The sequence below is a fragment of the Odoribacter laneus YIT 12061 genome (genome assembly GCF_000243215.1).
Lineage (GTDB): Bacteria > Bacteroidota > Bacteroidia > Bacteroidales > Marinifilaceae > Culturomica > Culturomica lanea.
Genome location: NZ_JH594597.1, coordinates 137,827 through 152,401, shown reverse-complemented (window position 1 = coordinate 152,401; position 14,575 = coordinate 137,827). Strand labels below are relative to the sequence as shown.

General features: G+C 41.5%; 13 protein-coding genes. 7 read left to right on the top strand and 6 right to left on the bottom strand.

Annotated features, from left to right (window positions below):
- Positions 1 to 23: 23 nt before the first annotated feature.
- From cydB to HMPREF9449_RS16295, 3 genes are all read right to left on the bottom strand, one after another.
- Positions 24 to 1,142 (bottom strand): cytochrome d ubiquinol oxidase subunit II, encoded by a 1,119-nt coding sequence (gene cydB, locus HMPREF9449_RS12945; protein WP_009137713.1) that lies wholly within the window; start codon positions 1,140 to 1,142, stop codon positions 24 to 26.
- A gap of 66 nt (positions 1,143 to 1,208) precedes the next feature.
- The gene (locus tag HMPREF9449_RS12940; RefSeq protein WP_009137712.1) at positions 1,209 to 2,759 is read right to left on the bottom strand and encodes a cytochrome ubiquinol oxidase subunit I; all 1,551 of its coding nucleotides are present in this window, start codon (positions 2,757 to 2,759) and stop codon (positions 1,209 to 1,211) included.
- 4 nt (positions 2,760 to 2,763) lie between these two features.
- Positions 2,764 to 2,955: a DUF4492 domain-containing protein gene (locus HMPREF9449_RS16295; protein WP_261795518.1), complete on the bottom strand. Its 192-nt coding sequence runs from the start codon at positions 2,953 to 2,955 to the stop codon at positions 2,764 to 2,766.
- A 216-nt stretch (positions 2,956 to 3,171) separates the two neighbouring features.
- Between HMPREF9449_RS16295 and HMPREF9449_RS12935 the strand changes: the two genes are divergently transcribed.
- Entirely contained in the window at positions 3,172 to 4,278 is a 1,107-nt protein-coding gene (locus tag HMPREF9449_RS12935; RefSeq protein ID WP_009137710.1) for an AI-2E family transporter, read from the top strand.
- Positions 4,271 to 4,855, top strand: coding sequence for a hypothetical protein (locus tag HMPREF9449_RS12930; protein WP_009137709.1), 585 nt, complete (start codon positions 4,271 to 4,273; stop codon positions 4,853 to 4,855). The genes HMPREF9449_RS12935 and HMPREF9449_RS12930 overlap by 8 nt, the downstream gene beginning before the upstream one ends.
- A 70-nt stretch (positions 4,856 to 4,925) precedes the next feature.
- Here the strand turns inward: HMPREF9449_RS12930 and HMPREF9449_RS12925 are convergent, their stop codons facing one another.
- From HMPREF9449_RS12925 to HMPREF9449_RS12915, 3 genes are all read right to left on the bottom strand, one after another.
- Entirely contained in the window at positions 4,926 to 6,401 is a 1,476-nt protein-coding gene (locus HMPREF9449_RS12925) for a sulfatase family protein (protein ID WP_232211440.1), read from the bottom strand.
- Positions 6,402 to 6,697: 296 nt separating this feature from the next.
- On the bottom strand, positions 6,698 to 9,088 hold the full coding sequence (gene lon, locus HMPREF9449_RS12920; protein WP_009137707.1) for an endopeptidase La: 2,391 nt from the start codon (positions 9,086 to 9,088) through the stop codon (positions 6,698 to 6,700).
- Positions 9,089 to 9,735: 647 nt separating this feature from the next.
- Positions 9,736 to 9,999 (bottom strand): type B 50S ribosomal protein L31, encoded by a 264-nt coding sequence (locus tag HMPREF9449_RS12915; protein WP_009137706.1) that lies wholly within the window; start codon positions 9,997 to 9,999, stop codon positions 9,736 to 9,738.
- Between the two features lie 378 nt (positions 10,000 to 10,377).
- On the opposite strand from HMPREF9449_RS12915, the gene HMPREF9449_RS12910 reads away from it, so the two are divergent.
- From HMPREF9449_RS12910 to HMPREF9449_RS12890, 5 genes are all read left to right on the top strand, one after another.
- Entirely contained in the window at positions 10,378 to 11,808 is a 1,431-nt protein-coding gene (locus HMPREF9449_RS12910) for a RapZ C-terminal domain-containing protein (RefSeq protein ID WP_009137705.1), read from the top strand.
- 83 nt (positions 11,809 to 11,891) lie between these two features.
- Positions 11,892 to 12,635, top strand: coding sequence for a nucleotidyltransferase family protein (locus HMPREF9449_RS12905; RefSeq protein WP_040612001.1), 744 nt, complete (start codon positions 11,892 to 11,894; stop codon positions 12,633 to 12,635).
- A complete protein-coding gene (gene pgeF / locus HMPREF9449_RS12900) occupies positions 12,623 to 13,423 on the top strand; it encodes a peptidoglycan editing factor PgeF (RefSeq protein ID WP_009137703.1) in 801 nt (266 codons plus the stop codon). The genes HMPREF9449_RS12905 and pgeF overlap by 13 nt, the downstream gene beginning before the upstream one ends.
- A 32-nt stretch (positions 13,424 to 13,455) precedes the next feature.
- Positions 13,456 to 13,839 (top strand): CidA/LrgA family protein, encoded by a 384-nt coding sequence (locus HMPREF9449_RS12895; RefSeq protein WP_009137702.1) that lies wholly within the window; start codon positions 13,456 to 13,458, stop codon positions 13,837 to 13,839.
- Positions 13,817 to 14,509: an LrgB family protein gene (locus HMPREF9449_RS12890; protein ID WP_009137701.1), complete on the top strand. Its 693-nt coding sequence runs from the start codon at positions 13,817 to 13,819 to the stop codon at positions 14,507 to 14,509. The genes HMPREF9449_RS12895 and HMPREF9449_RS12890 overlap by 23 nt, the downstream gene beginning before the upstream one ends.
- Positions 14,510 to 14,575 lie beyond the last annotated feature (66 nt).

Genomic DNA, 14,575 nt, shown 5'->3' with positions numbered 1-14,575 from the left:
TTCCACTCCAAAAGAATGTATATTCAATATTTGTGTTCTGTGTCCTTTATTTCCTGTATGCTCATCGGCTTTCGGGTCATAGCCCGCCATACATACCAGATGTAAAGGATGATAAAGGGAATAATCAGGGAAACATACGACATGGCCTTCAAAGTATATTCCGAAGAAGACGCATTGTAGATGGTCAGAGAAGAAGCCGGATCCGTATAGGAAGGATAAAAGGCTGTATTATTGAAGCCTGCCAGGATAAAAAGGGCCAGGACAGTTAAAATTGTTCCCGGAGCTGCAAACCATATTCCTTTTTTCCATTGGGGGCGGGCCAATGTTTTGAAAATACCGAAGAGTACAGCTATTACTCCCAGGATAAAGAGCAAGGTATTGACAGGCATTTCGAGCAGATTGTAAAAATATTTATAGGGAACCGCTCCTACGCTTCCGTTCTGAAGAATTCCGTATCCGTCTCCTGTCAGGATAAATGCCAGAAATAGCAGAAAGGTGATTAAAAAGGGGATGGTATTATACCACAGTTGTTTCCGGCATCTGATCTGAAGGTTGTCGTCCTCTAAGTTGGTGATAAAATAAAGACAGGCCATGGTCCGGGCCAGGAAAAAAACGGCGAATGCCAGCAGATAATTGGTAAAAACAAAGAGGGCATCTAAGCCTCTCCAGGGAGTTAGCCATTCCACCTGATGTAAAGGACTGAGGCGAAAAGGGGAGCCTGTGAAAAAAGTTGCGACAGCGGCTCCAAGCAAAAGTGGCCCGGCATATCCATTGATCATCAGAAACACTTCATACGTACGGCTTCCTAAAAAATTACGGGGTTTACTGCGGTATTCGAAAGAGACAGCCTGAAATACGAAACAGAAGAGGATGAGCATCCATACCACATAAGCTCCTCCGAAACTTGTAGCGTAAAACAAAGGAAAGCTGGCGAAAAACGCCCCTCCGAAGACAACCAGAGTTGTAAAAGTAAGTTCCCATTTATGACCTAAACTGTTCACAATCAGGTCGCGTTCTTCTTTGGTCTTTCCTAGCGTATAAAGCATACTTTGTCCGCCTTGGACAAATAAGAGAAATACCAGAGCTCCACCCAGAATAGAGATCAGTATCCACCAATAATGTTGCAAAATATATAATGACATAATCTTGAATTTTTAAAATGATTCTTATCCGTTTTTGAGATTTATTTCTCCCGTATTCTTTTGTATTTATCCCATTTTAGGACCCTTTTTTATCTGAGCTACCATAATTCCTATTTCAGCGATCAGCAGTACTGTAAAGAGGATAGCAAACATCCAGAAGGTGGTGACGACCCAGCCGGATGCAATACGGGTAATGGCAACATTCACCGGCATCAGGTTTTGTACAATCCAGGGCTGGCGTCCTACTTCCGCAACGATCCAGCCGCATTGCGAAGCGATGTAGGCTAAGGGGATACAGGCAATAGCCAGATAAGGTATAAATCTGAATTTTTCAAATTTTCGTTTTTTGGCATACCACCAGCTCAAAATAAATAAAGCCACAAATAACATTCCCAGTCCTACCATAATGCGGAAACTGTAGAAAACCAAGGGAACAGGTGGGATGGCGTCGTAAGGAGATTCCAGATAACCATAACCGATATCCCCGTAATTTTCTTTTAATATCTGAAGAGAACTGTCTGCTTTTTCCTGGTTTTGTTCCTGAATGGCTTGTTTATAAGAGGTCAGCGCTTCGATAGCTTTGTTCCCGTTAGCCATACGTTGTTCTATCGAAGGATAAGTAATTCCTTCGTAAGAGGTATATCCGTCCAATATATTCTGTATCCCGGGGACATAGGCATCGGGATCCCTGTAACTCATAAAAGATAATAATTTAGGGATAGCAATGCCGTATCGGGTTGTTTTCATACGCGTGCTTGGTAAAGACGGATCTTCTGCAAGGAAGCCGATCACTGTGAGCCCCACTCCGTTTCCTCCTTCGTTCAGTCCTTCCATGGCTGCTAATTTCATAGGTTGGGTATGGGTGACGTCCTGTGCACTGGTATCTCCAGTGAATATAGTTGCTAAAATACTCAGTATACCGAATACCGAGCCCAGTAAAATACTTTTGCGGGCAAATTCCAGATTCCGTTTTTTCAATATAAACCAGGCACTGACTCCGACAACAAAGCAAGCGGAAAGTGTATAAGCTGAAGTGACGGTATGGAAAAATTTATTCATGGCCGTAGGGGAAAACAATACTTCCCAGAAATTGTCCATTTCATTGCGAGCGGTCAGCGGATTGAATTCTGTTCCTACCGGGTTTTGCATCCAGGCGTTTGCGACTAAAATCCAGAGAGCCGAGATGTTTGCTCCTAAAAAGACCATCCAGGTGGAAAAAAGATGAAATTTTTTACTTACTTTATTCCAGCCTAAAAACATTACGGCAAAAAAAGTCGCTTCCAGGAAAAATGCGAATAAGCCTTCTATTGCTAAAGGAGCTCCGAAGATGTCACCCACAAACCAGGAATAATTAGACCAGTTCGAGCCAAATTGGAATTCCAGAATTAAACCTGTTGCGATACCGATGGCGAAATTGATGGCAAATAATTTCATCCAGAACTTTGTAGCGTGCAGCCATTCTTCTTTACCGGTTCTGACCCACATCGTTTCCATAACAGCCAGTAAAAAAGAAAGTCCTAAGGTGAGCGGGACAAACATGTAATGGTAAATGGCTGTCATGGCAAATTGCCAGCGAGACCATTCAACTAGGGTTGTAGAAGAAATTTCGTATAACATAGATTTAAGGTTTAGTAATTAATTCGTTTAAAACGTGGTTACTCTTTTCTTCATCTGTTGTATAATGAGTATTGAGATAATTAGGCATAAAGCATAACTTGAGGACCAAAAACATAATGAGCAGTTTGCAAACAATAATAATACAGAGAATACGTGCCCATCGGGGCATGTTGCGTAAACCGTCGTAATATAACATCCAGGCGCGTCTTAGCATAGCAATTTTTTCTCTATTTAAAACGAAATAAAGTTATGAAAGTTTTTGAAAAATATCTATTTTTTTAAATTTGAATTAATTTAGTTTTTTATGTCTTGATATTTCTTTATTTTTGACCATCTAAGTCATCATGACAGAACAACTTCTGAAGCAGAAAAAGAGAGAGAAAAGGAGATCAGCTGGATTAAAAAGGGGATTATGAATAATTTCGGTAAATATTTTTTGGGTTTTATCGGTTTAGTCTTTGTGGGATTGTTTTGCTGGTATTTTTCTTCCATCATAGCTTATGTACTCATTGCTGCTGTTATTTCTTTTTTAGGCAGGCCGATTATCGATCTTTTGGGGAAGGTAAAAATCCGGGGAAAAGAATTGCACAATGGGATAAAAGCCGCTTTGGCATTGCTGGCTCTGTGGACTCTTTTTATATTTTTTATGGTGACCATCATCCCGTTGGTGACGCATGAATTCCAGAATATCGGGAATATCAGTGTAGATAATGTGATGAGTAAATTAGAATCTCCGGTAGATGATATTTCCAGGGTATTGAAACGATACGGACTGATTGAAATGGACGATGATATGGAAAAATCCATTTCCAATAGTCTGAGTTCTTTGGTAAGTGTCACTCGTATAAAAACGATATTTGGTTCTTTGGCTAACACCATTAGTGATATTTTTGTGGCTTTGTTTTCCATTACTTTTATTTCTTTCTTTTTTTTAAAGGACAGTCGTTTGTTTAGCGGGATGGTTTTAGCCTTATTGCCGGCTAAGTATGAAGAAGGAGGACGGAATGCTCTGGATTCCATACAGAAGTTACTGGTCCGTTATTTTGTCGGTATATTGTTTGAAGTATTGGGGGTAATGACATTGAATACGCTGGGGTTATGGATGGTGGGCTTGAGTTTTTCAAATGCCCTTGTCATTGGATTGGTTTCCGGGGTATTGAATGTGATTCCTTACATTGGACCGATTATCGGTGTAGTTTTTGGCGTGGTAGTGGGGATTGTGTTGCATATTGATCTGCCCTTTTATACGGATTTATTGCCCTTATTGGTTTATATGGTGATTGCGATGTTGATTACGCAATTGATCGATAATGTGGTGTTTCAGCCTTTTATTTACGGGAACAGTGTGCATGCTCATCCGTTGGAAATATTTCTGGTGATTTTGTTGGCGGGGAATTTGGCAGGTATTCCCGGAATGATCTTGGCTATTCCTTCTTATACTGTACTCCGGGTAATTTTAAGAGAATTTTTTAATAAGTATAGATTAGTCAAAAAAATAACGCAAAGTCTGGATGAATAGGGGAATTCTTGGCATATTGTTGCTTTTGAGTACTCTGACAGCTTCTGCTCAGTATGGAGGGGATTGGGTCGTTGGCGGACGGGTCAATTACGTAGGGGGAGGAAAGATTGTAACGCCGGACCGCGGAAGGGTTAACACAGGATTTACTTTAAAAGTAGCTCCTTCCCTGGCTTATTTTATCCGTAATGGAATAGCATTGGGCGTGATCACCAGTTACGAATTTATGAAAGACAGCCAAGGGCATCAACATACCGGAGAGGTTCTACCTTTTTTACGATATGATGTGGGAGGGGGGAGTGTTCGTTTTTTTATGCAATTGGAAAGTGGTTGCGGATGGGGAAAAAGTCGTATGAAAGAGGGTGCGGACGGGAAACATTTTCTGTGGACTACTAATCTGAAGCCGGGTTTATTTATCCGTATAACGGATCATTGGGCAGCGGAAGCTACGTTTAGTTGTCTTCAATACAAACATGTAAAAGCTACGGATTTGGATTCAGGAGAATCTGTCGTACGAGATAAATGGGATTTTACTTGGCTGGATATCAGCTTTGGAGTAGCCGCTATTTTAAAATTGTAATTTTTGTTTTTAAATGGTTGTCATTTTTCCTCCGGGATTTCAGGTCCCGGAGGAGATGATATGTTTCGTATCAATTGTTTTTCTCTTTTTCCAATTGTAATATTTTGTGGAGGGCATCCACTTTCTTTTGGTATTTGGGAGCCAGGTTCTTTTTTTCACCTTTGTCTTTTGTCAGGTTGTATAATTGTGGTTCTTTACTGTTTCCTAGTTCGGTGTTGGTCAGTTTACTGTAAGTTGGTCCGTTACTGGGAACAATGTATTTCCAGTTTTCAAAAAGGATAGACAATGTGCCTGCTGATTCGATAAGGTATTCTCGGCCTTTAGGGTCCTCCCCTAAAAAGGCGGGAAGATGATTTTGGCTGTCGGGAGCGGCTTCCCGGGGCAAGGAGGTTTGTAGAAGAGAAGCAAAGGAGGCGATCAGGTCGATGTGGGAAACCAGGGCGTCGGAGATGTTTCCTGCTTTTATTTTTCCGGGCCAATAGAGGATCATCGGAATGCGGGTACCGGCTTCAAAAGCACTGTATTTTCCTCCCCGGAAGGGGCCCCAGGGTCGGTGATCTCCTAAAAGTTCTACCGCTTGATCTTGGTAGCCATCGTCGACAACAGGTCCGTTGTCGCTGGTGATAATGACAATTGTGTTTTCTGTAAGGCCCTGTTCTTCCAGGGTTCGGGAAATCTCCCCTACGCTCCAGTCGAATTGAAGCAATACATCCCCTCTGGGACCCATTCCGCTTTTACCTCTGAAACGGGGATGAGGGACCCGGGGAACATGAGCATCGTTCGTCCCGAAATACAGGAAAAAAGGATGATCTTTGTTTTCCTGAATGAATTTTACAGCGTGCTCAGTAATACTATCGGCAATATTTTCGTCTTTCCAAAGTGCTTTTTTCCCTCCTTTCATATAACCGATGCGTCCGATTCCGTTTACGATGGCTTGATTGTGTCCGTGGTTGGGACTTGCTTTCATTACGGTTAGCATTTCGGGATGATCTTTTGCAAGCGGTTCGCCGGGGAAAGGAGTTTTGTAACTGACGGCAATCGGGTCGTTGGGATCCAGGTTGACAACTCTTTGGTTTTCTACAAAGACACAGGGAACCCGGTCGCCCGTAGCTGCCATAAGATAAGAATAGTCGAATCCGATATCAGCCGGTCCTGGGCTAATAAAGCCGTTCCAGTCTTGTGTTCCGGTTTTATCTCCCAGTCCCAGATGCCATTTTCCTACAGCTGCGGTGGTATATCCGCAAGATTGAAATAAGTCGGCCAGTGTATATTGTTCGGGCCGGATAATCATGCCGGCGTCTCCCGGCGCAATACCGGTATCGTTTCGTCTCCAGGCATAGTGGCCGGTTAGTAAAGAATAACGGGCCGGAGTACTGGTAGAAGCTACTGCATGGGCATTTGTAAAACGCAGCCCCTGATGGGCTAAAGCATCTACATGGGGAGTATGAATCGTTTTTTCGCCGTTACAACTTAAATCTCCGTATCCGATATCATCGCCCAGAATAATCACTACATTCGGACGCTGTGGAGCTGTTTCCTGGGCCATTATAGCAGGATGAGATGAACAGGCGGTGGTGAATAGCAATAAATGTTTGAGTGTATTCATGACAGCAAATTAAATAAAGTAAGGTGAACAAAAAAATTGACTGATATTATAAATGGTAAAAAGCTTTGTTCAGCGGGATAAAGATCGGGAATTAATTTTTTCTGTACAATGCCGGAAGATGAAATTTGGGTAAATTTGGATTTCTCAGGGTAGGGTATAATCCCGTACGATTGTTGTATCGGTCAGGGAGAAAAGGAAGGAACAAAAAATCCCGGGCTTTATGACCCGGGACTTATTTAAATTAAAGCGATTTTCAGCACCTCTTCAATCGTGTCTACATAGTGGAATTTCAATCCTTTCAGATATTCTTTCTTTATGTCTTCTATGTCTTTTTGATTTTCGCTACAGAGGATGATTTCTTTAATGCCAGCTCGTTTGGCGGCCAAGATTTTTTCTCGTATTCCTCCTACCGGCAATACTTTTCCTCTCAACGTAATTTCTCCCGTCATAGCGATCGCTTTTTTCACTTTTCTTCCCGTAAGAGAAGAAACCAAAGACGTAACCATGGTAATCCCTGCGGAAGGACCGTCTTTGGGAACAGCTCCTGCTGGAACGTGTACGTGGATATCCTTGTTGTCGAAAATGTTTTCATCAATTCCGATCTCTTTGGTATGCGATTTAATATATTCCAAAGCCAAAGTTGCGGATTCTTTCATGACGTCTCCCAAATTCCCCGTTAAAGAGAGTTGTCCTTTTCCTTTGCTATAACTGGACTCGATAAACAGGATTTCTCCTCCTACGGCTGTCCAGGCAAGTCCGGTTACTACTCCCGGTAGATCATTCCCTTGGTATTCTTCCCGGGAAAAAATGGGGGAACCCAGATATTCTTTTATTTTATTGGTATCCAACGTCAGGTGGAATTTTTTATTCATGGCCACCTTACGGGCGATTTGCCGGATAATTTTGGCAATGAGTTTATCCAGACTTCTCACGCCGGATTCACGGGTGTATTTTTCGATAATCACGTCGATAATTTCATCCGGGAATTCGACATGATCTTTGCTTACCCCATGATTTTCTAGTTGCTTGGGTATCAGATGCCGTTTGGCTATTTCCCTTTTTTCTTCGAGCAGGTAACCACTTACTTCGATGATTTCCATACGGTCCCTCAAGGGAGGAGCGATGGTAGAAATATCGTTAGCTGTTGCAATAAACATAACTTTGGACAAGTCATAGTCTATATCCAGAAAATTATCGTGGAAATTGGTGTTTTGTTCCGGGTCCAAAACTTCCAGCAAAGCAGATTGAGGATCTCCGCGGAAATCATTTCCCACTTTATCTATTTCGTCCAGGATAAAAACCGGATTGGATGTACCGGCTTTTTTAATACTTTGGATGATACGTCCCGGCATGGCACCGATATACGTTTTTCGGTGACCCCGGATTTCCGATTCGTCATGCAGTCCTCCTAACGACATACGGACAAACTCCCGCCCGATAGCTTTTGCTACGGATTTACCTAAAGACGTTTTTCCTACTCCCGGAGGTCCATACAGACAGAGAATGGGGGATTTCATATCGGCTTTTAATTTTAAAACAGCCAGATATTCCAGTATCCTGTCCTTGACTTTTTCCAATCCATAATGATCTGCATCCAGAATTTCTTTTGCATGATCCAAGTCCAGATTGTCCTTGGAATAATGATTCCAGGGTAAGTCAATCAGCTCCCTCAGATAGTTCGATTGTACGGAATAATCCGGAGAAGCGGGATTCAAGCGTTTCAGTTTATTGAGTTCTTTTTCAAAAATTTCTTTTACAGAATCGCTCCATTCTTTTTGTTTCCCTTTTTCCTCCAGTTCTTTAATTTCTTCATCTACAGGATTCCCGCCTAATTCATCCTGAATGGTTTTCATCTGCTGATGTAAGAAATACTCTCTTTGCTGTTTATCGATATCTATTTTTACTTTTTTCTGGATATCGTTTTTCAATTCCAATAAACTGACTTGTTTACTGAGAATTTCCAGCAATTTGATTGCCCGCTGCTTCAGACTGTCGATTTCCAGTAATTCCTGCTTACTTCTGTATTCCACATCTGTATTGGAAGATATGAAATTGATCAGAAACAGCATACTTTCGATATTTTTTAAGGCAAAGCCGGCTTCGTTTGGAATATGACTGGAATACTTGACAATTTTGGTTGCCATCTCTTTTAAAGATTCGGCAATAGCATTGTATTCCGGATCGTTTTCCGGCATACGTTCTTCTTGCTTGAGTATGATTTTACCTACATGATAGGGATCGTCATACAGAATATCTTCCAGTAAAAAACGCTTTTTCCCTTGAATGATAGCCGTGGTAGTACCATCCGGCATTTCCAGTATTTTCAAAATAGAAGCGATTGTACCGATTTTAAACAAATCATCCATTGTCGGATTTTCCGTATTGGTATCCTTTTGCGCAATGACACCGATAAGTGCGCTTTGCTTGTATGCATACCGGATTAGTTTTAGCGATTTATCTCTGCCGATATTTATCGGAATAACTACTCCCGGAAATAAAACCGTATTCCGAAGCGGTAAAATTGGCAGTGTGTCAGGTATGTTGAGGTTGTCGTTCAATAATTCTTTTTCATCGCCCAGTATCGGTAAAAACTCAGAAGATTCCTCTGTAATCTCATCCAACAGCATGTTTCTGAAATCTATTTTATTCATTTAATCTCTCCTTCTCAATTTTAGTTATTACAGAATTTATAGATAATACAACTGACATTTTGTCAATATAGCACATATATAAGTTGTTCCTTTATATAAGACAATTCCCGTGCCAAAGTTCTGTTTTTATAAGAAGTACGTTGGATAGAAAAAAATGTGAGGGAATGACCTTTATATTTTTAAAGTCAGGACAATCGGTCGTTTTCGTCCTTCATGAGCATTCTCTTATTTCCGGCCGGGGTCAGTTTTTGGGCTCTCTCGTAACTGTGTCGGTCTGAAGATAGCTATCGACAAGGATAGAAATGGATAATAATTTTGATTTATTTCGCCGCTTCTTGTTTTTGATTGTGGCGATACAAGAGGTGTAGTTCCTTATCAATCATGTATTGGGGTTTTAGTGGGAGTAATTTTAGGAGCGGTTATCGAGAGAGGTAGGCGATTATACTTTGATCGGTTTACTTGTAATTGCAGCTCTGACTAGGCTTGTAGGAAGAGTGGCAAGGAGAAATTAGATCAGGCGTAGAGGAAGTTGAAATAACAAAACTTTTGCCGGAAAAGCAGGATACAAAAAAGCCGGCCGGAAATTTTTACTTTTCGGCCGGCTTTTTTATTTTTTGGAATACTTATTTTTTTCTGTTTTCCATATGAGTTTTGTACCGGTTCATAAATTTGTCCACACGACCAGCGGTGTCAACCAATTTAATTTTACCTGTATAGAACGGATGTGAAGAATTGGAAATTTCCAATTTCACCAGCGGATATTCGATACCGTCGATCTCAATCGTTTCTTTTGTTGCAGCGGTTGATTTGGTAATAGTAGTCGTTCCATTAGACATATCTTTAAACGCTACTAATCTGTAATTTTCAGGATGTATGCCCTTTTTCATTTCGTATGTGAATTTTATTATTATTTCTTCTATTAACGGCTTGCAAAGATAGCTCATTCATTATAAATTACAAAGAAAATGGAAAATAATTTTATGCCGGAGAAAAGAAGAATAGAATTTTATAGGTTAATTTTTAGGGCAATGGGGAGAGGACTTATCAAGCTTATGGGATCTGATGCATAAGAAAAAAACGATCGAAATTTCATTTTCCGGTCGCTCTCTTTCCCCCTTTTATATTATCAGTGGTTTTTCTAGGAACATTCTAGTTCCATCGTTCTGTCTTCTTCGTATTTTATATCCTCTGAAAGTTTTCTTTTGGGTGTAATCTTGTGTAGGGGAGTTAAAAGTATTATTTTTAACTCCAAATAAAGTAGGGCGATGATTCCAGAACTAAATAGATTATTTGAGGAGATAACCGGAGAAAAAGTACAGGAAATAACAGTATTTCCCTCTTCCGGTTCGAACCGGAAGTATTTCAGATTAAAGAGTTGGCATTTTACCCGTATTGGCGTATGGGGAGCCTCCCCGGAAGAAAACCGGGCTTTTGTTTATTTGTCAGCACATCTGCGTAAACAGGGATTACCGGTACCGGAGGTATATGAACATACGGACGATTATATGTATTATGTGCAGGAGGATTTGGGGGATACTCTTTTGTTTGATGCCTTGGAAGGAGGACGGAAGAGCGGAGAATTCAGTCGACAGGAATGTCTTTTTTTACAGCAAACCATCCGGTTACTGCCGGTTTTGCAGTTTAAGGGGGCAGAAACTCTCGATTTCAGTCGTTGTTATCCTCGTCCTGAGTTCGACCGACGATCGGTGTTTTGGGATCTCAATTATTTTAAATATTGTTTTTTGAAAGCTACCGGAATCGAGTTTTCAGAAGATAAGTTGGAAGATGATTTTGATAAATTGGCGGATACTTTACTGGAGGAACCTTTTTATACTTTTATGTACCGGGATTTTCAAGCCAGAAATGTGATGTTAAAGGAAGGAACTCCTTTTTTTATCGATTTTCAGGGAGGCCGGAAAGGCCCTCTTTATTATGATGTGGCCTCTTTTTTGTGGCAGGCGAAAGCCAATTATCCGGAGATGTTACGTGCGGCATTACTGGACGATTATTTAGAGGCATTACAGGCTTTTATGCCTGTGGATCCGGAAGCTTTTAAGAAACGGCTTCGGTATTTTGTATTATTTCGGTCCTTACAAGTATTAGGGGCCTATGGCTTCCGGGGATATTTTGAAAAGAAACGGCATTTTCTGGAGAGTGTACCTTTTGCGATTTCTAATTTAAGAAATTTGTTGGAGGAAGGCTTTCCTGAATATCCTTATTTAGATAAAACGCTGAGAGATTTGTGTGACCGGGACGAAAATGTGGGAAAAAAAGAAGAACGGGGATTGACGGTACAGGTGTATAGCTTTTCGTATCGGAAGGGAATCCCTGAAGATTTTTCCGGAAACGGAGGGGGATTTGTTTTTGATTGCCGGGCCATACATAATCCCGGGAAATATGAGGCTTATAAATGTCTGACAGGCTTGGATGAACCGGTTATCCGTTTTTTAGAAGAAGACGGAGAAGTTCTTCGTTTTATGGAATCTGTATATGCTTTGGTGGACGCTTCGGTTGAACGGTACCGGCAAAGAGGTTTTACCAGTCTTATGGTCTGTTTCGGCTGTACGGGCGGACAACACCGGTCGGTATATTGTGCTCAACATTTAGCTGAATATGTGTACCGGAAGTGGGGAGTCAATGTGCACTTGTTGCACCGGGAAAGAGAAATTGAACAGCAATTTAAAGTGCTGTTATAAAACTTCCTTAGGCCTTGGCACATCCGAGAATGTGATTGGGAAAGGCAGGTTCTAGAGAATTATTGAAAGAAAATCATAATCGTATGAAAGCTATGATATTTGCAGCCGGTTTGGGGACCCGATTAAAGCCTCTGACCGATAGTTGTCCCAAGGCATTGGTAGAAGTGGGTGGCAGACCGATGTTGGAGCATTTGATTCATAAGTTAAAAGCAGCCGGTGTGGATCATATCGTGATGAATATCCATCATTGGGGACAGCAGATCATCGATTTTTTGAAGGCTCATGAAAATTTCGGGGTTCGGATAGATCTTTCGGACGAAAGAGGAAAGTTGCTGGATACAGGGGGAGGGATAAAGAAAGCTTGTCCTTTTCTGGAAGGAGAAGAGCCCTTTTTGGTTCATAATGTCGACGTAGCTTCGGATCTGGATTTAAAAGCTTTTTGGAAGGAGCATTGTACTTCGGGAGCATTGGCTTCTTTGTTGCTTGGACAGAGGAATACAACCCGTTATCTTTTGTTTGACGAGCAAAATTGCTTGAAAGGCTGGAAAAATTGTCAAACAGGAGAGTTTAAGTTTTGTGATAAAGACGTTCGGGCAACAGATTACCGTTCGTTTGCATTTAATGGTATTCATGTATTGTCGCCGGAAATTTTTCAACGGATGAAGGATTGGGAAGGTAAATTTTCGATTATCGATTTTTATTTATCTATAGCTGCTGATACGAACATACGGGGATGTTATAAACCGGCAGTAAAGTGGATGGATATGGGTAAACCTGAAGCATTGGAAAAAGCTGCTTCTCTATTCGAGGAAGAATGGAAAAAATAAATCATATATTATTCCCTTTTTATCGTTTTGAAAATTTATCCGCTTGCAGGGGGATTTTGCATTTTGTGTCTACGGCTGCCGGGAATATTGGTTATCCGGACGGAGAGCCCTCGGATCGGATGCTTGTCGCTCGCCGGAGATTGGCTGTTGCTGTCGGTTTTCGTCCGGAAGCCTTGTGTTTGGGACAGCAGGTGCATTCCGATCATATCGTGGAGGTAAAGCGGCAGGATGCTGGCCGGGGAGCTATGGACCGGGAGAGTCGTTTCCCGGAAACCGACGCTTTGGTAACAAAGGAGACGGGTGTTTGTCTGATGGTCTTGGCAGCTGATTGTGTCCCTATCCTTTTGTGTGATCCTGTCAAAAAAGTAGTAGCGGCTGTGCATGCCGGTTGGAAAGGAACATTGGCCGGAATTGTTGAGAAAACGGCGACTGTCATGCAAGACAGATTCAACTGTTGTGCTGCCGATATCAGGGCTGGAATCGGTCCTTCTATTGGGAAATGTTGTTTTGAGGTCGGACCGGAAGTGGCTGTTTTATTTCAGCAAAAATGGAAAAGCTTTCCCGGGATTCTCGGACCCGTAAATTCTTTGGGAAAATGTCATATTGATTTGTGGGAAATCAACCGGAGGCAACTTTTAGCTGTGGGTATAAGGGAAGAATATATTGAGGTGGCCGGTTTATGTACGAAATGTCATTCCGAAGAATTTTTTTCTTACCGTCGGAGCGGTAACGATGCCGGACGTTTTGGAGCGGGAATTATGTTGTTAGGAGATAACGAAGGGGAATAAACATTATTTTTGCAGCTTCAAAAGGGTAAATCATGTTATCGGGTATATTTATTGTATTGTTGTTTTATGCTTTGGGCGAATTTGTAGCCTGGCTGATTCACGGATTTGTTCCCGGGAGTGTCATTGGTATGGTCTTGTTGTTTACGGCTTTGTGTCTGAAATGGGTAAAACCGGGACAAATAAAGCCTGTGGCCCGGTTCTTGTGTGATAATATGGCTCTTTTTTTTATTCCTGCCGGGGTTGGTATTGTAAATGCCTTGGATATTTTATCGAAATATTGGCAGGTGATATTAGTGGCCTGCGCGGTAAGTACGGTGATCATTATTGTGATCGTCGCTTTTATACAGCAGTGCTTTGAAAAAAGAGAAAAGTCAATGAAAAGAAAGCGGATATATGGAAAAAATTCTGAATACTGAAATATTTATTTTAACATTGGTTGTGGGCATTTACCTTGTTTCCGTTTGGTTTTATCGTCGAACGAAATTAGCTTTTTTGCATCCTTTATTGATTTCTATCCCTGTATTAGCTGTCCTGATCCGCTTTTTGGGTATATCTTATGAATCTTTTGAACAGGGAAGTCGGATAATCAGTTTTTTGTTGGGACCGACCGTTGTCGTATTGGGTTATTTGTTGTATGAACAATTGAGTCTGTTGAGGGAAAATGTGGTTTCTATCGTAACTTCTGTTTTTGTAGGATGTGTCATCGGTATTTTCAGTGTCATTTATATTGCCCGTTATTTAGGAGCTGACCCTGTGCTGATTGCTTCTATAGAGCCGAAATCAGTCACCACTCCGATTGCTATGAGTATTGCCGAGAAAGCCGGAGGAGTTCCTTCTATTGCTGCGATTGTGGTGATTTTAGTGGGTATTTTCGGAGGTATTGTAGGACCTTTTATTTTAGAAAAGCTGGGAATCAAAAGTAAAATTGCTAAAGGTTTGGCCCTCGGATCAGCTGCTCATGCGTTGGGAACGGCCCGGGCCATGGAACTAGGTGCTGTTGAAGGAGCTATCAGCGGTTTGGCCATTGGAGTAATGGGAATTATGACTGCAATCCTCGTTCCGGTTATAGAATGGATGATGCGATAGGTTTTGAACTGGAAGATAGCACGATAAAAATATCGTTGAGAATACGGTATCAGTGGTCGATACACG